The following is a 20,509-nucleotide window of genomic DNA, read 5'->3' as shown; positions in this document are numbered from 1 at the left end:
TTGACGGGAGACTGAAGCTGTTCAAGGATCAGGCTGTTCGCCTACGGAACTACGACTCCGCTCGCTAGATAATAAAGCTATGTCGGTTCTGTCTGCATCTAACTCGGTTGCCCAGTCTACACAGCTCGTTTGGTTCAAAAAGGATTTGCGAATCAGCGATCACGCCCCGCTGGTACACGCCGCCGCCCGCGGGCCAGTCGTACCGCTGTACATTTACGAACCGGAGCAATTCACGCACGAGGAATTCGCCGGACACCACCTGACCTACCTCAATGCCTGCTTGCAGGAGTTAAACGAGCGGCTGCGCGAACTCGGCACGCCGCTCATCGTGCGGGTGGGTGAGGCGGTCAGCGTGCTGGAAGCGCTGCGCGAAGAAGTCGGCATCGGCAGTATCTGGGCACACGAAGAAACCGGCAACGCTGTGAGCTACACCCGTGACCGACGGGTACGGGCTTGGGCACGGGAGCGTGGCATTCCCTTTCACGAGTTGCCGCAAAACGGCGTGGTGCGCCGGATGACCAACCGCGACGGCTGGGCTGACACCTGGGAGGAGCGCTTGGGGTCGCACCCGCTGCCGCCGCCCGCCCGATTGCGCGGCACGGCTGTCACTACACATGACTTGCGAACCCACACAGAGCTTAGCGTCGTGCCCAGCCAACAAACGATCCTGCCCGGCGGCGAACAGGCAGCCCGCACTACCTTGGACAGCTTCCTAGCGGTGCGCGGCGTGAACTACATGCGCGAGATGAGCAGCCCGCTGAGTGCAGAGACCGCCTGTTCGCGGCTGAGCGCTCCGCTGGCCTTCGGTACTCTGTCGCTCAGGGAGACGCTGCATGCCACCCGGCAGCGTTTGGCCGCCGTCAGCGGTGATGCGGCAGCCGACCCGCGCTGGGTCAGGTCACTCAGGAGCTACGAGAGCCGCCTGCACTGGCACTGCCATTTCATCCAGCGGCTGGAATCTGAACCAGAGATGGAATTTCAAAATCTCAATCGGGCCTTTGACGGCCTGCGCGAACAGGATTGGAACCCTGAGTTTTTTGACCGCTGGGCACACGGGCAAACCGGCTTCCCACTGATCGATGCCTGCATGCGGATGCTGAAAGCCACCGGTTGGCTCAACTTCCGGATGCGGGCCATGCTGGTGAGTTTCGCCTCACAGCACCTATGGCTGCATTGGCGGCCCACCGGTGTATTTCTGGCACGGCAGTGGCTGGATAATGAACCTGGCATCCACTGGTCACAGATGCAGATGCAGAGCGCGGTGGTGGGCATCAACCGCGTCCGCATCTACTCGCCCACCCGTCAAGCCAAGCAGCAAGACCCGTCAGGGGAGTTCATCCGCCGTTGGGTGCCGGAACTGCAGGACGCACCGATAGATTTCATTCACGCCCCTTGGGAGTGGAGCGGGTCGAGCCGCTTGAACTACCCTGCCCCAATCGTGGACGAAGGTAAAGCGGCGCGGGCCGCCAAAGCCAAAATTATGGCGGCCCGTAGTCAAGCGCATTTCGAACTGGAATCAAAGCGGGTCTACGCCCTGCACGGCAGCCGCAAGAAGGCAGTCATGCGGGCGGAGCGGGTAGCGCGAGGCTTGCCGCCCAAGCCCATCAAGGTGACGTCCAAACCGCCGAAACCCATGCTGGTCAGTGCCGCTCAGCCCGCCCTCTTCGGCAGCGCTCAAATCGGCGCAAAGCCTATCCACATTGCGGGCCTGCCGGGCTCTTGGCGGGACGCGCTCGCCGCCGAGTTCTGCGCACCGTACTTCCATACTCTCAAGGACTTCTTGGTGCGTGAGCGGGCCGAGCATACGGTCTACCCACCCGCGCCAGATGTATTCAATGCCCTACGGCTGACCCCATTGGAGGAGGTGAAGGTACTGATTCTGGGACAAGATCCCTACCACGGACACGGCCAAGCTCAGGGCCTGTCATTCAGCGTGCGGCCCGGCGTGCAGGTGCCGCCGAGCTTGCAGAACATCTACAAGGAGCTTCACGACGACCTTGGCATCCAACCTCCCCGAAACGGTGATTTGACGCCTTGGGCCACTCAGGGCGTGCTGCTACTCAATGCCGTGCTGACGGTGCGGGCAGGCCAACCCAACAGTCACGCAAGTCAAGGCTGGGAGCCGCTGAGCGACGCGGTGATTCGGGCGGTGAACGCCCAGCCGCAGCGGGTGGTGTTCGTATTGTGGGGCGCGTATGCCCGCAAGAAGGCAAAGCTCATCACCGCCCCGCAGCACGTCATTTTGCAGTCCGCTCACCCTTCGCCGTACAGCGCTGAGCGTTTCTTTGGTACTCGCCCGTTCTCGCGGGCCAATGCCGCACTTGAGGAGGCCGGACGCGAGTCGGTGGCGTGGCCTCTCTGAGTAGGTCGCGCTGGCCTCGGTTCTCAGCTTATGACTTGGAGCTGGAACACAAATTCCCGCTGAGAGGTTCAATGTTGCTCGCTAGCATCTGTCTATTTGGGGTAGGCTCAGATCCTCTCTAGCGGGTTCACTCCATCTGTCCTTGAGCTGAGCATCATAGAGTAATAGGCTTTACTTCCACGAACGGGCTTGGTTGCCATGCTGGAAGGCGTGATTTCCCTCAAACATCTGTTGCTCACCAGCAGCCTCGCCCTGAGCCTGGCTGCTGCCCAGACTGCTCCGTCCACCCCCCAACCGATCACGCCGCCGGAACCTGCGGCCACCGCCACTGTGACCCGCCTGGAGCCGGTGGCACTGGAATTTAGTGCCAACCAACTCAGCCGCCTCAAAGTGCCTGCCGGATTTCAGCTCAAGGTCATGGCAACGGGCCTGGGCAACGCCCGCAGCCTCCTTGTGATGCCGGACGGCGGCATCTACCTCAGCCGCATGAAACAGGGCGACGTGTGGTACCTCAAAGACGTGAACGGCGACGGCCAGATCGAGAACGTGGAACGCAAACAGGTGGCCCGCAACATGAGTTCGGTGCACGCCATGTCGGTGCGCGGCGGCAAATTATACGTGGCCGCCGAGAAGACCATCTGGGTGATGGACATGGCCAAGGACGGCAGTTTGAATGTGCCGCACGTGTTCGCAGACGGCTTTCCCGATGCCGGGCAGCACGGCGCGCGCGGAATGCACTGGGGACCCGACGGCTACCTCTACGCCGCGTTCGGCAGCACCAACAACGATTCGCGCACGCCCAACCCTGAAGAAGCGACCATGCTGCGCATCAGCCCTGACGGCAAGAGCCGCGAGATCTATTCCAGCGGCCTGCGCCACACCATCGGCTTCGGCTGGCATCCGGTGACCGGCGTGCTCTACGGCTTCGACCAGGGCAGCGACTGGCACGGCGATAACATTCCGCCGGAAGAGCTGAACGTGATTGAGCGCGGCAAGGATTACGGCTGGCCTTTTTGCTACGGCGACAAGAACCCCGATCCTTACGTGAACCTGAGCGGCATGCCCGGCAAGGTCACCAAGGGCGAGTACTGCGCCCAGACCCAGGGCAGCCTGCTCAATTACACCGCCCACGCGGCGGCCATCGACGCAACTTTTTACACCGCCAGTCAATTTCCTGCCGACTACAAAAACAGCATGTTCGTGGCGTACCGGGGTTCCTGGAACCGCAGCGAGCCGAGCGGCTACCAGATCGCCCACGTGGCGTTCAGCAACAACCAGCCCACCACCATCACCCCATTCGTTTCGGGCTTCGTATACCAGGACGGCGACGCCTGGAAACAGTTCGGGCGGGTGGCGGGCGTGGCCCAGTACACCGACGGCTCGCTGCTGTTTACCGATGACCAGAGCGGCGTACTTTACCGCGTGCTCTACACCGGAGGCCAGAAGTGAACGGGACTGCGATAAAACGCGCCGCCTTGATCGCTCTGCTGGCCCTCGGGCTCGCCTCGGCGGGCGGAGCCGGGATGAGCATGAACATGCCAGCTGCCCCCGCGCCGCTGAGCGCCACCGCCGCGCTGAGGGATTCGGCAGGTCAGGTTCTGGGACAGGCCACCTTCAAACAGACGGGCATGAACGTGCAGATGACGGTGACGGTCAGCGGACTGACGCCCGGCCAGCACGGTATGCACATCCATGAGTACGGACGCTGCACCCCCGGCGTGGACGCCGCCACCAACACGGTCGTGGCCTTCGGCGGCGCGGGCGGGCACTTCGACCCCGGCATGAGCCGCAACCATGACAGCCCCGCAGCGGACGACAAGTACGGTCACGGCGGCGACCTGCCGATGATCACGGTGGGCGCAGACGGCAACGGCTCGGCCAGCTTCATGACCCAGAAAGTCAGCCTCACCAGCATGACGGGGATACTCAACCGCTCCATTGTTGTTCACGCCATGGCCGACGATTACAAATCCGATCCGTCCGGTATGAGCGGGGCGCGCGAACGCTGCGGAATCATTACACGTGACAATTTTGCCGCCCGCGATTACCTGCTACCGGGGGCCCAAGACTTTCCCGAGGGCATTGCTTACGACGCGGCGCGCGGCCTGATTTTCACCGGCAGCGCGGCCAACGGCGACATCTACGCCGTGAATGCCCAGAGCGGCCAGACCAGTCTCTTTTCCAGAGGCGGCGCGCTGGGACGGGCCTCGGCGTTGGGCATGAAAGTGGACACGCAGGGCCGACTGTGGGTGGCGGGCGGCGCGACTGGCGCGGTCAGCGTGCTCTCTCCCGACGGCTCGCCGGTTGCCACGCTGATGACGCCGCCCAGCCCCAATCCGTACCTCAACGACCTCGCCGCTGCGCCCGACGGCAGCGTCTACGTGACCGACTCGACCCGGCCCATGCTGTGGCGCGTCAGGGATATGAAGATCGAGCCCTGGTTGGATCTGGGGCAGACGCCGATCAAGTACGGCCCCGGCATCAACCTCAACGGCATCGTGGCGACCCCGAATGGGCGCTACCTGCTGACGGTGCAGCTCAATACCGGCGAGTTGTGGCGCATCGATACCCGCAGCAAGGCCGTAACCCGGGTCATGGGCGGCCTGATGCATGGCGACGGTCTGCTGCTCGACGGACGCACCCTGTACGTGGCCCGCAACGCCGATCAGGTGGTGAGTAAGGTGCAGCTCAGCGCTGACTACGCCAGCGGTCAGATGATACTCGAGGAACCGGCACGGGGTCTGCGTTATCCCAGCACCCTGATCATGGTGGGCGGCGATCTGGTCAGCACCCAGAGCCAGCTCGACAAACTGACGGGCGGCACGCCGGAAACGCCCTTCAAGCTGACACGCTTCAGGAAATTCTAGCCGCTGGATCGGGAGCAGGATGACCGGCGTCCTGCCCTTTGCTCTGTACCAGCGTCGCGAAACGATCTTGCTCCGATTTTGTAGCGCTTGCACGCTTTGCAGAAAAGATCTGCCAATGAGGGACTGCACTCCGCTGGTAGGTGCTGCAGCACGCGGGCCTGTTTTGCCGCTGTACATTTATGAGCTGGAGCAACTGGCCCATGACCTCACTGTCACGCTAAGGGGATAAAGTTCGTCCTCACAGGAAGGCCGTGAAGGGGCCTCCAAATGTTCTTGAGGGCTAAAGTACCCGTCCGATTTGGCATTCTGCAACTTCCTGAGATACGTCGTTGTCCTACACCGTAACATGCAGGCGCGTGGTATCCAGCGAAACGTAGGCCAGAAGCAGCCCCATCTGCATGAAATCCTTCGGTACACCCAAGTGCCAGAGTGTTTCCGTGCGGCGTTAATAGCCCTGTCAGCAGTGAAGACCTTGAGGAGGCTGTAGGTGGCCGAGCCGTAATGCCAGTTGAAGGAATGGTCTGCTGCGTCAAGGATGGAGAGTACAAGTTCTTGCGCCGAGCGCCGAGAGGCACCCGCCGCACTTTGCTGCCCTTGCCGTAGATGACCAGCGTCTTGCTCTACATATCGCTCACCTTGACGGCTGGCGCTTCGCTGACGCGCAGGAAAATCAGGGTGGCGAGCGTCGCGCAGCAGTGTGGGAGAACGAGATCGACTTCGGCGAGGTGCGGTAGTTTCTTAACGATGCCCGGGGTGGGATCACTCGTGACATAGACTTCCCCGAACGGCTGAGCTTCGGTAGCTTCACGTTCAAAGGTTCAAGGCACTTATTTTGCTCCTTTCCAGAGAAGTGGCTTGACTCGTGGAGTGTTGGGTCGTTCAGACGATCTGATTGCTTTTCAGGCATAATCGTCCTTATGCCTGAAAGAATACCCGAAGATCAAAACTTGACCCTCGACCTCTACCGAGGCGATTTGCTGGCCCTCACCAAACTCTGGACCGGTCTCCACGACGACGAACTCAAAAGGCGAGCCGTCAAAGCCGCTGGAGAAAAAGACATCACCGCCCTCGTCTCCCTCACCACCGCTTACTTGGGTCACGCGGGCGGCAGCGGCGTCCTCACCAGTCCCCACACGGTACTTGCTTACGAACGCGGCGTCCGGCAGTTCCTGACGTGGGCCACAAATCAAGCCGTAGGACTTCTGCGCCCCGGACGCCACGACGCTCAGAGTTACGTCAATGCGTTGCTCGCGGCGGGCCGTGCGCCATCAGGCGTTTCGCTCCGGGTCGCCGCCGCTTCTTGCCTGTACCGAGCGCTGCGCTGGGCTGGGGCCACTGAAGCCAGACCCTTTGAAGACGTGCGCGTCCCCAAAGACCCAACCCCAGGGCTGGTCAAGCGCCCGCCCTACACTGAGGACGACCTCCACGACGTCTTAAAGGTAGCGGACGGGCAAGCCCGGTTTCTGATCTTGCTTATCAGTCACGCTGGCCTCCGCATCAGTGAAGCCTTAGCCCTCAAATGGCCCGATATCGACGAAGCCGCTCGGCGCTTAACCGTCACCTCCGGCAAAGGCCGCAAAGCCAGAATCGTCGCCATGAGCACCTCACTCGCCCGCGCCAGCCGCGACTACCGGGCCATCTACGGTCCCGGCGGCACCGAACAAACCGACGGCCAACGCACCACAACACTCGATCACGTCTTCCGCTTCTCCGATACCGAAACAGCCCGCTATCACATCGTCAAAGCCTTCAAACTCGGCGGCGTCAAATTCAGAGGCTTCCATCCCGGACGCAAGTACGCCGGAACGAAACTCCTCACTCAGATCAAAGACTTCGGACGGGTCGCCGCGCACCTTGGTCATGAGAGTGTGGACACCACTCGCAAAGGCTACGCCGCACTTCCAGTGGACGATCTCAAGTCTGATTTGTCGGGTTGGTAAGAGCCGACTCAGCGACAGAACGGCTGCTTTAGAAAAGAGGATTGTCTGACCTGAACGCAAGCGAACCTAACGCAAAAAACTTGCACTGAGACGATAAAATCGCTATTCTACCTATGTCCCGTTTGGGACGCGGTGCATGAAAACTGGGGCAGAGGGGTCAACTCTATCGCGCGTAAAAAGCGCCTAGAGTTCACAGCTCTAGGCGCTTGAAGGGGGTGATATTCCTATGAATCAACGTCATAAGAATACGCCAAACCGCCGCAAAAAGCCAATCAAACCTGAACTCATCGTCAAGATCATCTTGGCCCTGAGTTCGCTGATGATGGGCTTAGCGGCACTCCTGACAGCCCTGAGACACTAAACCCTCGCGCCCAGTCTGCACCGTTGACCCCGCCCTCACCTTGAGAGCGGGGTCTTTCTATAATCGGTCGGATGATCTTCTCAACCACAGGTGCCTCAATATGCCAAAGCAAAAGACATTGATCCGGTGAGCGACCTGCATTTCATGGGCCTCGGCGGCACCGATGAAGTCGGAGCCAGCTCGTATCTGTATGTCCTCAAAGAAGGCAATCTGCTGATTGACGCGGGCGTGCGCCCCGGACGACTCGGTGACGCCGCCCTCCCCGACTTTACCCCACTCGCGGATCTCAAGCCTTCAGCGATGATCCTCACCCACGCCCACCTCGATCATTTAGGCGCACTTCCCGTCGTCACTTCCCGTTTCCCAAAGATGCTGGTCTACTGCACTCAAGCCACCGCCCGCATTGCCAATCTGGTGCTCGGTGACACGCTCAAGATCAGCACCCAGCAAGGCGTCCCACTCTTTAGCGCCGGTCAAATGATGCAGGCGCTCGAACGCCTGCGGATCATTCCTTACTTTGAAACCATCACCGATCATGGCTACAGTTTCATGCTCATTCCCAGCGGGCATTTAATCGGGGCCGCCAGCGTCCTGATCAGTAGTGGTGGGCGTGAGGTGTTCCACACGGGCGATGTCAGCAATATTGCCACTCCGGTCGTCAACGCCGCCCACATGCCCGCCGAACCCATTTCAGTCAGCGCCGTGGTCAGTGAAAGCACTTACGGCGATACCTTACTCCCTAGCCGTAAAGAGCAGGTCAAAACCTTTGTCACGGCGATTGGTCAAACCTTGCGCGGTGGCGGTCGGGTACTGATCCCCTCGTTCGCGTTGGGCCGCGCTCAGGAAATCACCCAGGTCTTATTGGGGGCCATGACCAGCGGCCTCATTCCAAAGGTGCCGCTGTACTTAGATGGTCTGACACGCGGGATTACTGAACTCTACGAGGACATGCTCGACGAACTTCCGGACGGCCTGAACAACTTCAAGCGCAGCAGCGGACAACCCGCCTTTCTACGTGAGCCGCTTCATCTGGTCAAAGATCGGTGCGAGCGCGAGCGGATCATCCACTCAGATCGCCCCGCTGTCGTGATCGCCTCCAGCGGAATGCTGCACGCCGGAGCGAGTCCGCAGTATGCCCGTGCTTGGCTCCCCAGCGCTGACAATGCACTGTTTGTGGTGGGGTATCAAGACGCTGAAAGTCCAGGACGGCGGCTCTTGGAGTTACAGCAAGGCGGGGAGGTGATGCTGCCCAACGACAAAGGGAATTTGGAACCCGTCTCGGCGTACTCACGGGTAGAACGCTTTTATCTCTCCGCCCACGCTGATCGAGGCGGCTTGATCGGACTGATCAGCCGTTATCCAGCGGGCCGCATGATCTTGACTCACGGCGAAGTCTCGGCACGAAACAACCTCGCGGGCTATCTGAATACCAAGATGGACGTCAGTCTGCCCAAAGCCGGTGATTTGGTCGCCCTGAAGGACGGTGGGCATCGGCGCGGGGCCTTTATTCAGGCCAGCACCAAGAAGTTAGCCGCCACCAAAGAGCGCCACGCCCGCGCCAAAGTAGAGATCAGCTATGACGCTGAGCATCACGTCCTGGTGGTGGAATTGCCAGACAAGCTCAGCGGCGAGTTGTTTCAGAGCGGTGAATATTCGCTCGAAGTTCTCAAGGGCAAACTCACCAAGATCAAATTGGTGCAGCGAGACACAGACACGGATCAAGCCGGCGTAGAGATTGACCCGCCGATTGAAGCCGAGCTTTCGTGACATGACCTTTGACACGCAGGCCCAGCGGCACGCGGCCAGAGCGCGGCTGCTGAGCTGGCTGCTCAAACCGGCAGATGATTTCGGCGCGGCGCTGCATTGGTTGGCGCAGGTGGATCAAGTGTGCAATGAGACTGAAGTGGCTTGTCGGGTGTGGCAGGCGAATGCTCTTTCCCTGAATCAGCGGGAGGCGTCTGGGCGTGAGGTGCGGGCGCTGCTGGGTTTAGCGCAACAACTCCGTGAGCAGTGGAGGGTGAGGGCTAGAGCGTGGCGGACAGAAGCCTTGACGGGCAACGAGCATGCTTGGCACCTCTGGTTGAACTTGATCCTCTCTGGGCCACTCGACACCCCTTCCCCTGAGCGCACGCGGCAACTTGATGCGCTCTGGCGGGCTTATCAGCGTCGGCAACCCTAATCCATTTGCCAGGCTCTGCCTCTCGTGTTGGAGGTTGACCCGGTCAAAGTCAGACCTCGCCGCTCAGCATTTGCGGGAGGAGAGCCCTGCGCCTGCGAGATCGAAGTACCGGGCGTGGTGACTCAGTTCGCCATTGCGGGGAAGCACCATGCTTTGGTCAGGCCCGTGACCTCCCTTCACTTGGCCCCCATCTTGCGAGCACGGCCAGCGAAATCTTCGTTGTATGGCGCGGAAATTGCCACCCGGCCTTCTCCCTTCTCCATCAGATGCAACATATTCCTTCCTCCTGTGCTCAAAGAATATTGGGGGTGTGCGTCATTCAAAGACGCGCCTAGATGGGCCACACGTCAGCCCTGTACTTGCCCAGAGTGCGGGAGATTCAGAGATGGATTCACTTCGGCGGTCGTCAAGGTCCGTGCCAATGCCAAAAGATATGCCAATCTATGAAAGATCTCATGCCACTGCGTGCTTTGCTGGGTGAAAAAGAACTGGTCAGCATCGACTTACCGCCTGACACCTTTGAGGCGTTGCGGGGTCAGCCAGGCCTGCGGATGGCGTGCTGCGAGACCAGCGCTGTTCCGAAGCGCAGTGTCCTGGGCTTACCCTTCTTTGCCCATGCCAAAGTTGGTGAGTGCAGCAGCGCCCCTGAAACGGCGTTCCATCCCCAGGGCAAAGCCATCATGTTGCGCGCTGCTCGGGCTGCTGGGTGGGACGCTAGGGTAGAAGCGAGTGGCCGCACCCCCTCGGGAGAGCGGTGGCGATCGGATGTCCTGTGCCTTCAGGGCAAGAAGTGGGTGGCCTTCGAGCTTCAACACAGTGGCATCACCTTGGCGACACTGGCTGCTCGGCAAGCCCGCTACCGAGCAAGCCATGTGCGGTGCTTTTGGTTCATGATTACGCACGAACACCGTCTCGCTCAGGCACAACCCTGGCAACACGACACGCCTGCACTTTATTTAAACGATCAGCATCATGTTCCTGCGCTCAATCTGAATCTGGGTCAGACGGTAGAGGCAGCGCTGGGCGGCCAGCTGGCTTTATTCCCCCAGGTGGGGCGCGTGGTGCAGCTCACGATCATTGCCCAGGAGACGTCTTGTTACCGGTCCGATTGCAGGGGACGCAGTGGGGTTCTGGAGGCCGTGTTGGTGTCGCCACCAGGTCTGCCGGAGTTGGCTGTCATAGTGCCGGGAACCACGACTGGCCTCGCAGCATGGGTTCACTCGGTCCTGCCGCAGTCTGATTCGGGAAACATGCGGCGCTTTACTGAATGGCCGACAAATAGCACCCGCCTCTACAATTGTCCTGGGTGTGGTCGTATTGGCTCAATGTCCCGGTTTCAGTCGAAGCTTGATAGTTGGCGAAGAGAAGCCGAGCGGAGCGGAATTGGTCAGCCAGATGTCCGTTGGATGTTTACCTGGCCCAAAGGGCGCGTGGTGACGGTTAATCAAGTGCTCAACCAAGAGCAGCATGCCTGGTTGATACAGGAAGTGGGTCAGCGCTGGATACTTCAGAATCTGCTCGACTGATGACGGGTTTTCCAATACGCATGCAGAGGCTAGAACCTGAGCTTGGATTACTGAGATATTTGTGTGTTGAGCCGAGTCGTGGGAAGCTGGGCTTGTCACACCCTCGAGCCAACAAGCCCGTTGAGATCTTTGATCTTCCAAGATCGGACTGCAAATATGGCCGGCTCGAGTCCCTTCGTTCAGGTGCAACAGTATTCAAGGCCATCAAGCCTGCACACAAAATTTCGCCGACCGAACGGGGCTAGTGACGATGCTTTCCCTTTGTAGGAGGGGTTTATGTTTGTGCTTGGACTCGATGTCGGCCTTAGTGACCTGTACGCCCGTCTGCTCGACGTTCCTACGCAAGGGGTGCCCGTGGCGCTCGGGGACGTCCGTGTGTTCTGCAACTCGCCTGAAGGCCATCAGGCGCTGTGCGCGTGGCTGGAACTGCACAGGGCTGTTCCAGCCCTGACGGCGGTGGTGATGGAGTCCACCGGCGTGTACTGGGAGCGCATCGCGGTGTGCCTCCATACCGCTGGATTTGCCGTGAGCGTCGTCAATGCTGCACAGATCAAGTACTTTGCTAAAAGTATGCTTCGACGCGGCAAAACGGACAAGATGGATGCCGAGTTGATTGCCCGCTATGGGGCCACCATGCGTCCAGCGTGCTGGACGCCCACCGATGCCTGTGTCGAATCCCTCCGTGCCCTGATTCACGAGCGAGATGCGGTGGTCGAGCTGATCACGCTGGAGAAAGGTCGGCACCATGCACTCGACCACCGCCATACGGTGCAGGACGTGGTCGTACGGTTGTGCGATGAACGCCTAGCATTGCTCACTCAGCAGCGTGATCAACTCAACACAGCCATCCAGGACACCATTGCGCTTCCGGGTCGACTGCACGTTCAGATCGAGCTGCTGGCATCCGTGCCAGGCATCGGGCAGTTGACAGCAGCGGTGCTGCTGTCAGAAACCGGACATCTGGACGAGATGCACCGCTCGGAGCAGTGGACCGCCTACGCTGGCTTATCACCTGTTCCACGTCAATCCGGAGCGATGGTTGGGCGTTGTCGTATCTCTAAGATCGGGAATGCGCGTCTCAGACGCGCGATGTACATGTCGGCTGTGACAGTCTCGCGCCTATCAAACCCACTCGGAGCGTATTACCGACGCTTGGTTGAGCAGGGCAAACCGAAGAAGATGGCGTTGATCGCGCTGGCACGCAAACTCCTGCGGATCTGCTTTGCCGTCTTGAAGACCGCCCAGCCGTTTGACCCGGCCTATCAGCGTCCTCTGAAGGCGGCTTGACAGCCTATGATCAACACAGTATTTGCGGTTTACGAAAAAGCTGTCCAGCACAGCTTTGCCCCTCAAAATGAGGGTATGAACCCAAAGCAAACACGTGCTGGACAGCTTTAAAATCAAGTTGATCAAGCGCCAGATGTACAGGCGGGGATCATTTGAAACGCTCCGCCAACGTGTTTTGTTCGCGAGCTGACATGCTGCACGGAATCAACGGAAGAACCGCAAAACTGGGTCACCCTCAATATCCAAGACGCCCTCTAAGAACACGTGGGTTCACGTATCAAAGCATTCCTGGACGAAGTGTTCATGTTGAGCGACCAGGGAAGGTGCTGATTAAGGCAGACAGATCCGTATTCCCTGGCCTTCCAGTCTCCAGTTCCCGCAGCACTGCCTGCACACCTGGATCGTGTCCTGCCCGTAGGAGGCCTGCCACATCTGTCCATTGATCAAGGACAGATCCTGAGGTGGCCAGGTGCTTCTTGGATCCTCCCGCCCTCTGCCAGACGCGTGCTGGTCCGTCGCCAACGATTTGAGCCGTCAACTCTGGGAAGGCTCTCCACCAGGTCGCTTCTTCCAGCTTGTGATGAAGCCGGGCAGCAAGACGCACCTGTTCCGTAGGGGACAATCTGACGCGGAAGAGCCATAAAGCTCTGTCACCCATCTGCGCGAGCAGTCCCGTTCGCTGTTGTCCGTTGTTCCACTGAGGGAGATCCTCGACCAGGTCAACAACATCTCGGGAGAAGGCTTCACCGAACACGCGTGTCAACATTCCCACCTCATCGCCTGCCAACACGCGTCCATGGTCGCGCAGCAGGCGCCTGGCCGTTGCAGGCGATATGGCTGCGCCCTTCAAGCGGGCCTGGAGCGCTCTGAGCAACTTCGGGAACGTGGGGCCTGGATCCTTTGCGCTCCTCAGGAACGCCGCGACCGTTTCGTCATGGAAGCCCGCTGGCAGAGCGTCCCAAAGCTGTGTCAGCCCTGAGTACCCGAGAAGATTCGCCTCAGCGGTACGACTTAAACGCTGCAGCAGCATGCCTGGTACAGATTGACCCGAGATCACGACATCCAGCAGGTTTCGCATCACGACCGTCGGCTGAGGGACTTCAACAAAAGGATCGATCAGATGCTCGAGCGCAGCCGCCCAGACCTCCAGCCAACCGGCCTGACCGATGTCCAGGCCCGCCATCAACGTGTGGTCTGATGCCACTGCGTGTGCAGCAACGGTGTGTGCTGCTGTTGAGGTTGTTGTGACAGCCCAGCCCAGGAACGCTTCGTCTCCGATCACACCGCGCGCGACCTCGAGGGTTGCGGACAGTTGGGGGGAGGGCGTATGCGCCAGAATGGCGTCCAGAGCCCCGGCCCCCTGCTTGGCCGCCAGGGCCGCATGTAGTTGCCACAGCTGCCGTCGTCGGGCCACGTCCTGAAGCTCATGGGCGTCTTCGATGTCACTCCTTCCAACGACACTGGCGAGTACAGGGTCCCACGCTCTGGGCAGAACCTCAAAAATCCAGCGGGCCTCCACTTCATGGCTCCACCAAGCGATCAAGCGTCTCGCCAGAGCAGCATCAGCTGTCAGGCCAGCAACGCCTTTTCGTACCGCTACCTCGAACCATCCAGCTGGGTGTGCGGCGAGGCGGAGCACCTTCACGATGTCTGCTTCGCCCGGCGCACGCTGCGTGATCCAGACTTGGATCGCCTCTGGGAGCCCTTTCAGACGTGGTAACTCCTGAAGAGGCAGCAGAGCGTCTGGCGCCGCATCAGGAAGCAGCCGGATAATGCTCTGCCGCAGGGCCTCTACGGTGGCAGACTGGAAATCGGGCCGCAGGGAAAGAGCGGGCAGGAACCTCAGGGCGTAGGCAGCATCGATGATACTTCCGTGCTGCTCAAGACGTTCCAAGGCAGAGGCGACAGCGTGAGCACGATGCAAGTCGCGGATACTTCCTGTCATTGCGTGAACGACACCATCCGCGGGTCCCGGAGTGACCTGAATCAGTGCCTCAAGCACGGGAATCGCGGGCATGTTGACATCAGCATGGAAAGTCCGTAACGACCACTCAGGCGTCTGCCACACAGGCCCAACCTGCGCAAGCACAATCACATCCGGCGGCTCATGGGCGTCGGGGAGTACCTGTGGCGTCAGATAGGGGCGGAAGCTGAGCATGCTGCGCGCTTCCGGCCACAACAATGCCCACAGAGAGGGCAGTCGGTCGTGCCACAGCTCAACCGACGGCACCACGATGCGCTTCCCCCTTGTCGAGACGAACAACGCGGCGACCTCAGCCCCCTCTTCGAGCGAGAGAAGCTCACCCTGCTCCGGTTCAGGCAGCTCGAGCGGCTCACCTGTCGAGGCATCGAACGCTGCTGACTCGCGGAGCAGGGTGAGCAGGGGACGCAGATCAGCGAGTTCGCCAAACAAGGTCTGCGGCGCGGAGAGCAGGCGCGTGATCACGCTCCCCGCCCGCTTCGCCTGGGGCTCTGGTTGTGTGAACGTCAGGACATAGCGGCCGCCGATTGGACGAGCAGCGAAGTAAGGTGTCCACTCGCCCTGCTCCGCGTAGTGGGGGGTAAGGTCCGTGAAGCGCTTGAGCTGCGCGTCATCTGTGGACGTGAGGTTGGATGGAGTGAGACTGCCACGCAACCACCCATGACCGCCTTGGCTCCGGTACCCGTAGACCGCCCAATCAAGCACCATGGGCCCGGTCCAGAAGCCAGGCAATCGGTAGGGTCAGGTCCGGGCTCCGGTCACCGTTTCGAGTGACCACATACCCTTGACGGCTGGGATCGGCGTCCACGAACCTTTCGTCGTGGCCGTCCGTACCCGGCTGCAAGCGGCGTTCTGTGGCGCTCAGACCGAACACCTCCACGTCGACTGCCGACCAGGTTCCCTTCAGGAACATGTGGAGCAAAGGGTAGCGGTCGGCCAACATCTGTGGGGGCGAGAGGCGGCCATCGGGATCGACCTCATCCCAGCAGCTCAGGACCACAGCCAGCGGCCAGCGCACCCTCGCCTGCCGTGCCCAGCCACGGGCGAAGAGCATCAATTGCAGTACCTCGACGTACTGGGCGTCTGGGGCCAAGACGGTGGCCGCGGGTTGCTGCGTATCTGTCCCCGGGGTGCGTTCAGTGACCCCACTATTCGTCGCACGCACCCCGGGTGCCTCACTCTCAAGCGAGGGACGGATCATCAGGAGCGCACCATCTGCTCCAGTCGTGCGCTGGACCCACGACTTGGACAGGTGGCGTGCGTCAACGACAACGTCCTTGAATGCCTCTCCAGCAAACTCCGGCCACAGCATGTCGATGGCCCGCTCAGAGCCGTCCACCAACGGCAGGCTGATCGTCTCCTGCGTATCGTAGGCAGTTCGCACGGGGTAGCGTCCCTGCTGCAGGGCCTCCTGAGCTGCCTGCAACGCCTTGAAGCTTTCCGGGGTGTCCCGGAGTCGCAGGGCCGTGCTCACGTCTGGGTTCTCGAACCTCCCGAGGAGCTGCGCGCCATAGACGGTCTTTCCCGCATCACTCACTCCCAGCAACAAGACCTCACTCATGCGCCTTCCTTTATGAACCTCGCCAGACGAGCCTCCCGGTCACCTGATGCCGACACGTGAACCCTTGGTGCAAGGATGGCCTCAAGGATGGCTGCGACGCTCTCTAGAACGCCGGTGCCTGCCTCGCTGCCCTGCTCGAACGTGGACACAGTTTCAAAGGAAGAGTGATTCGGGAATCGGGATTCCAAGGCGTCCATGACGTCTTGGATCTCCTGCCGTCTTTGTGTGCCGACTGGGATGGCATCCGATTTGGTGTAGACGGCAACGAGTTTGGCAGGAGGGCCGTGGCGCTCGGCATTCGCGAGCCGCCCCGCCAAGCGTTGAAGCGTGCCACGTGCGATCAGTCGCTGAGGCCCCGACAGTTGCGTGGGATCGATGCACAGCAGAATGCCGTCCGCATGTCGTAAAGTGTCGCGCGCGCCTTGCGCCGCTTCAGCGCTTGCGTCTTGCGCCCACTCCTTGAACCATTCCCCGGGCGTATCCGCAATCAACAGATCCAGGAGGCGGTCGTCCTGACCGCGGAATGCCAAGTGCAGGTAGCCAGGTTCACGGCGGTCACCACTGGTCCGTGGCGGATACGCCGGCGGCACGGGTCCCTGCCACGTCAGAAAGCGGGCGAGCTCGGCCCAACCATTCAATGTGTAGGAACCAGCAAAGTCACGTCCACCGAGAGGCTCACGCCTGATCCGGTCGTAGAGGGAGGTTAGGAAGCTGGTTTTCCCAGCATCTGGCAACCCTGCCAGGGCAATCACGATAGGACGAGTGCCTCCCTGTAACATCCTGGCTGTATGGGGCGTCAGGGTGTGGCCGGTCCATGTGGGGTACAGCACCCCATCCTCCGGAAGGCCGATCTGGGGTTGCGCCTTCATGGCTCGTTTCAGCGCCGGCGCGTACGTGGGGCAAGCTTCCAGCGCCAACCCGCGCATGCAAGCGCCCTCATGCGCGTTGCAGGCGAGTTCACTGCACTCAGGCAAGGAGGTCCGTGCCTGGCCAGGGCCGCTCATTTAATGAAAGCCTTGATTTGCCAGTTGCGGAACATCCAGACGGCCAGTTCTGTCGGCGTGAGCTGGGTCGTCCCTGGCACACCGACCCGGGCGTCCCAGTCGACGGCTTCTCTTGTGTCACCAGCCTGGAATGCCTCAAGCAGCAGCACACGGCCATCCGCCTGTGGCTCAGACGTTGGGGCTGATTCCAGGACACCATCGTCTGCAAGCTGCTGCATCACTTCCGCTAGTGAGCCTTGAGCGTCTCCGCCTGCTTTATTGGCCAGGTACCAGGCTTCGATCAACACTGCCTCCAGCTCATCAGTCGCCGGGACGGAGACGATCATGGCCAGGTCGTGTGCCATCTGTACGGCTGCTGTCAGCGGAGTGAGCGTTCGGTAGGCCCGCTGTAGGGGTTGGCTGTAGCGGGCTTGCATCCACCACATCACGTTCAGGCGCCTTTCGGCGAGGCCAGTGGCGGCCGCGGCCTGTTGGCTGACAGCCGCTACTCGTGCTGCGTCCTTGAGGACGGGACCTAGCGTCCCCTCGATAAGGTTCAGCGTGTTTTGGAACAGGGACGTCACACCCTTGGCGGCTTCGTTGCCGAAGTGCTCCGCCCACGCTTCGTTCACCGTTGGTTCTGTAATGGACAGGTAACTCCCTGAAAGACTGACCACGGCAAGTGTGTTGCTAGCTGCGTCGGACAGGGCAGTTGCGAGTGCCGGCTGCGCATTCGCTGGGAGGCTGAGCTTCAGGGCCTCGACCTTGGTCACGGCCTTACGAGGCGCTACCCCTTCGCCGTCCCATATCGCCTTCGCGTAAGACTCATAAATTTGCCTGAGGTCACGCAGGACCCGGGCTCGCAAGTCCGCCTCGATGCCTTCGACCTGACGCTCGAGAGGATCACGCAAGGCGAGGTACAGGACGCTCCCAGCCTTGGGGTCTCCCTGAGCGGCCTGCATAAGTGCCAGAATCCCCACGGCACGTAGGTACGGGAGGCCGCCGCCTTTGACCTCTGAGGTCAAGGTTTCCCACTCTGCCGTCAGTGCCTCGCGCACTGGCGTGAGCGCAGATAAGCTGCCTTCTGGAATAAAGGCACTGAGGGCTAGAGAAACGATCAGCCTCCTGTCCTGCGTGACAGCCTTCTCTAACGATGCGGCGGCTTTGCGCAGGTAGCCCAGTCGTTCCTTATTTACCTCGATGCGCCCCATGACGCCTGTAAAAATGTCGTCAAGAAGGTTTGTCTCAGTCGATCGCGACGAATTCAATTTTGCGTCTCCCCCGTGAGGTATCGGGTCAGGAGTGTGAAGCCGAGGGTGGTCGCCTGTGTGCCGACGTTGGTGAGAACCGTTTGGGCTGACTCGAGCCACCCGCTTTTCGCCTTGTCCGCCTTATCTGCCTCCACGATGAGGGCGGCTTGCCCTTCCGGTCTTGCAAGCACCGGCGCCAGCAGTTCCTCAGCACGTTCGGCCTGAATGCCGGGCAAGGCCGTCACTTCTTGGAGCACCATGCCGACCTGCTGGCGTAAACCCTCCGGGAGCTGGGCCCGCAGATCAGCGAGGAGGGTCTCATTGCGAGGCAAGCGTTCGAGAGCCGCCAACGTCAGATTCACGCGCACGATCGCGCCGTCGTCGGCCTTGCCCACCAAATCCGTCCAGCGGTCCAGCGAATTGTCCTGATCGTGCAGTTCTCCGGGATCTCCACCTGCGCCTTGCCAAAGGTTTCGAGCTGCGTTATAGGTTCCGAAGCGTGCTGCGAGGAGACGCACGAGGTCACGATTCGAGGGCATAGAAGTATTCTAGCCGCGCCAAGTGCCCTCAGGTTGGCTACAGCGCTTCGCTTCAGTCGGCGGCGACAGGCACGCCCATGGTCAGGTCGAGGCTGCTCACCCGTGCCGTGAGCGCTGCTTCGAAGCGTTCCCTGATGCGGTGGAGGTCATATCACCCGTGGGTGTAGTGCAGTGGCTCGTCTGCCAGCGGTATCGCAGTCTCCCGGCGCGACATTCCGTGCGACCGAAGCTGGATGCCGGGCCCCACATGGGCAGTACCACCGGCAAGGATTTGAGTTCTCCGGCGCACAGCGTCTGGCTGGTCAGAATGAGGTGGTCATCGTCATGGACGGCTCGGACCTCCGCAAACCCCACAGTCAGGCGCTCGAACATCTCTCGACGGTCCGCTCGCTGGACGGTCATCTGGTCTCGGGCTATCCGACCCTGAAAGCCATTGGCCTGACGCCCGATGGGCGTCGGACGTTGCTCTACCACACGCTCTACAGCCCTCAAGCGCCAGGCTTTACCAGCGCCAATACGGTGATCATCAACGCCATCAAGCGCATTGTGCAGGCGCTGCGGGCCGCAGGGGTCGGGCAGATCGTCTTCGTGCTGGACCGGGGCTTTGACGACCTCAAGCTGATCCGGCTGCTGGTGCGGCTCAAGGTTCAATTTGTGATTCGGGTCAAGCATGCCCAGCGCACCACCCGGTTGACTCCGACCAGCCTTGAACTCCCCCTGATTGATGCCGCCGGTCACGCCAGCGTGCAAGACCAGTTCGAGATGAAGCGGCCCGTCGTGACCGACGGCAAGGTCAAGTGGCGCAAGACGCCCGCACAGGTCCGCAGCCGTGAAATGTTCATCGATGGTGGACGCCTGAAGCTCAACGTGGTCAGACTAGAGTTCAGCGTGCCACTCAAGAACGACCAGGAGCAAGGTTGGCTGCTGCTCACCAACACCCCCACCGATGCGGTGGGGGCTGCTGGAGCTGTCGTGCGGCTCTATCTACAACGCTGGAGCATTGAAGAGGTCTTCTCGTGGATCAAATCCGCGCTCGGCTGGGAACAGGTCCAAATACTCGACTTTGACGCCTTGAGAACCCTGGTCGCGCTGGCCTGGATTGCGGCCTCGTTCGTATTCGATCTCAGCGAGTCGTTTGATGACACACAACTTCAACTGCTGGCTCATCTGGGCGGCTATGTCCCCCACAAAAACAGACCGCCAGGCAAGAAGATCCTGCTCCTGGGGCTGCTCCGACTCGCCAATGCATATTTGGTCGCCCATTCACAGCCAAAAGATGCGCTGCCTGATCACGTTGACGCTCTCCTACACAGCCTTTTTACCCGCCGCTGACTTTTGTCCGGTTCCCAACCAGAGTGCCGCCGCATCTCAGGGTCTGCTGGTCTTGCGCTTGCAAGACCAGCGTGCTGTTCAACTGCACCCACGGCACGGGTTTCTGGACCCATGATCGGTGGGTACGGTCCTATCTCGGACCGTACCGGGCCAGATTGGTGAAGTTGTGCTGCCCCGGAAGGACCAGCCAGAGGGTCAAGAGCAGCCGAAGGTAGACCTGCTGAGTGCGGCGGAGTCCAGTATGGCTGAGGGCAGCCGCGAGAATCTGGTTGGGAGTCGTTCGTTTGGTGCGCACACACTGACGAGAACGCCTTCCGTCTCATTTGTCAAAAACTTCCGGA

General features: G+C 60.7%; 15 protein-coding genes. 10 read left to right on the top strand and 5 right to left on the bottom strand.

What is annotated here, in order from left to right:
* The first annotated feature begins 79 nt into the window (after positions 1–79).
* From ung to EHF33_RS14455, 9 genes are all read left to right on the top strand, one after another.
* Positions 80–2,362, top strand: coding sequence for a uracil-DNA glycosylase (gene ung / locus EHF33_RS14490; protein WP_124873451.1), 2,283 nt, complete (start codon positions 80–82; stop codon positions 2,360–2,362).
* Positions 2,363–2,563: 201 nt separating this feature from the next.
* Positions 2,564–3,811 carry a PQQ-dependent sugar dehydrogenase gene (locus EHF33_RS14485; RefSeq protein ID WP_420889969.1) on the top strand — a complete coding sequence of 416 codons (1,248 nt, stop codon included), beginning with the start codon at positions 2,564–2,566 and terminating at the stop codon, positions 3,809–3,811.
* Between the two features lie 74 nt (positions 3,812–3,885).
* Positions 3,886–5,229, top strand: coding sequence for a superoxide dismutase family protein (locus EHF33_RS14480; RefSeq protein WP_124874050.1), 1,344 nt, complete (start codon positions 3,886–3,888; stop codon positions 5,227–5,229).
* Between the two features lie 917 nt (positions 5,230–6,146).
* Positions 6,147–7,169: a tyrosine-type recombinase/integrase gene (locus tag EHF33_RS14475; RefSeq protein ID WP_124873449.1), complete on the top strand. Its 1,023-nt coding sequence runs from the start codon at positions 6,147–6,149 to the stop codon at positions 7,167–7,169.
* A gap of 226 nt (positions 7,170–7,395) precedes the next feature.
* Positions 7,396–7,530 (top strand): solute carrier organic anion transporter, encoded by a 135-nt coding sequence (locus EHF33_RS21495; protein ID WP_241191365.1) that lies wholly within the window; start codon positions 7,396–7,398, stop codon positions 7,528–7,530.
* Positions 7,531–7,620: 90 nt separating this feature from the next.
* A complete protein-coding gene (locus EHF33_RS14470) occupies positions 7,621–9,297 on the top strand; it encodes an MBL fold metallo-hydrolase (protein ID WP_241191364.1) in 1,677 nt (558 codons plus the stop codon).
* A 1-nt stretch (position 9,298) separates the two neighbouring features.
* A complete protein-coding gene (locus EHF33_RS14465) occupies positions 9,299–9,709 on the top strand; it encodes a hypothetical protein (RefSeq protein ID WP_124873447.1) in 411 nt (136 codons plus the stop codon).
* Between the two features lie 443 nt (positions 9,710–10,152).
* Entirely contained in the window at positions 10,153–11,235 is a 1,083-nt protein-coding gene (locus tag EHF33_RS14460; protein WP_124873445.1) for a competence protein CoiA family protein, read from the top strand.
* 276 nt (positions 11,236–11,511) lie between these two features.
* The gene (locus tag EHF33_RS14455) at positions 11,512–12,522 is read left to right on the top strand and encodes an IS110 family RNA-guided transposase (protein ID WP_124873443.1); all 1,011 of its coding nucleotides are present in this window, start codon (positions 11,512–11,514) and stop codon (positions 12,520–12,522) included.
* A gap of 301 nt (positions 12,523–12,823) precedes the next feature.
* Here EHF33_RS14455 and EHF33_RS14450 read toward each other — a convergent pair whose 3' ends face one another.
* The 5 genes from EHF33_RS14450 to EHF33_RS14430 form a co-directional block, all read right to left on the bottom strand.
* Positions 12,824–15,211: a GAP1-N1 domain-containing protein gene (locus EHF33_RS14450; RefSeq protein ID WP_241191363.1), complete on the bottom strand. Its 2,388-nt coding sequence runs from the start codon at positions 15,209–15,211 to the stop codon at positions 12,824–12,826.
* Entirely contained in the window at positions 15,201–16,064 is an 864-nt protein-coding gene (locus tag EHF33_RS14445) for a TRAFAC clade GTPase domain-containing protein (protein ID WP_124873439.1), read from the bottom strand. The genes EHF33_RS14450 and EHF33_RS14445 overlap by 11 nt, the downstream gene beginning before the upstream one ends.
* On the bottom strand, positions 16,061–16,990 hold the full coding sequence (locus tag EHF33_RS14440; protein ID WP_124873437.1) for a TRAFAC clade GTPase domain-containing protein: 930 nt from the start codon (positions 16,988–16,990) through the stop codon (positions 16,061–16,063). Before EHF33_RS14440 ends, EHF33_RS14445 begins: the two co-directional genes overlap by 4 nt.
* A gap of 74 nt (positions 16,991–17,064) precedes the next feature.
* A complete protein-coding gene (locus EHF33_RS14435) occupies positions 17,065–18,315 on the bottom strand; it encodes a GTPase-associated system all-helical protein GASH (RefSeq protein ID WP_124873435.1) in 1,251 nt (416 codons plus the stop codon).
* Complete coding sequence (locus EHF33_RS14430; RefSeq protein ID WP_124873433.1) at positions 18,312–18,836, bottom strand: effector-associated domain EAD1-containing protein; 525 nt, start codon at positions 18,834–18,836, stop codon at positions 18,312–18,314. The genes EHF33_RS14435 and EHF33_RS14430 overlap by 4 nt, the downstream gene beginning before the upstream one ends.
* Positions 18,837–19,007: 171 nt before the next feature.
* Between EHF33_RS14430 and EHF33_RS14425 the strand changes: the two genes are divergently transcribed.
* The gene (locus EHF33_RS14425) at positions 19,008–20,168 is read left to right on the top strand and encodes a transposase (RefSeq protein WP_164473531.1); all 1,161 of its coding nucleotides are present in this window, start codon (positions 19,008–19,010) and stop codon (positions 20,166–20,168) included.
* The last annotated feature ends 341 nt before the right edge of the window (positions 20,169–20,509 follow it).

It is taken from the genome of Deinococcus psychrotolerans (genome assembly GCF_003860465.1).
GTDB lineage: Bacteria > Deinococcota > Deinococci > Deinococcales > Deinococcaceae > Deinococcus > Deinococcus psychrotolerans.
Note: the sequence above shows the minus strand (reverse complement) of the source record. Positions and strands in the feature narration are given on the sequence as shown.

Coding starts and splice junctions, on each gene's coding strand:
- EHF33_RS14460 (WP_124873445.1), top strand. CDS start 10,153: ATGAAAGATCTCATGCCACTGCGTGCTTTGCTGGGTGAAAAAGAACTG.
- EHF33_RS14450 (WP_241191363.1), bottom strand. CDS start 15,211: ATGGTGCTTGATTGGGCGGTCTACGGGTACCGGAGCCAAGGCGGTCAT.
- EHF33_RS14455 (WP_124873443.1), top strand. CDS start 11,512: ATGTTTGTGCTTGGACTCGATGTCGGCCTTAGTGACCTGTACGCCCGT.
- EHF33_RS14475 (WP_124873449.1), top strand. CDS start 6,147: ATGCCTGAAAGAATACCCGAAGATCAAAACTTGACCCTCGACCTCTAC.
- EHF33_RS14480 (WP_124874050.1), top strand. CDS start 3,886: ATGAGCATGAACATGCCAGCTGCCCCCGCGCCGCTGAGCGCCACCGCC.
- EHF33_RS14430 (WP_124873433.1), bottom strand. CDS start 18,836: ATGCCCTCGAATCGTGACCTCGTGCGTCTCCTCGCAGCACGCTTCGGA.
- EHF33_RS14440 (WP_124873437.1), bottom strand. CDS start 16,990: ATGCGCGGGTTGGCGCTGGAAGCTTGCCCCACGTACGCGCCGGCGCTG.
- ung (WP_124873451.1), top strand. CDS start 80: ATGTCGGTTCTGTCTGCATCTAACTCGGTTGCCCAGTCTACACAGCTC.
- EHF33_RS21495 (WP_241191365.1), top strand. CDS start 7,396: ATGAATCAACGTCATAAGAATACGCCAAACCGCCGCAAAAAGCCAATC.
- EHF33_RS14465 (WP_124873447.1), top strand. CDS start 9,299: ATGACCTTTGACACGCAGGCCCAGCGGCACGCGGCCAGAGCGCGGCTG.
- EHF33_RS14445 (WP_124873439.1), bottom strand. CDS start 16,064: ATGAGTGAGGTCTTGTTGCTGGGAGTGAGTGATGCGGGAAAGACCGTC.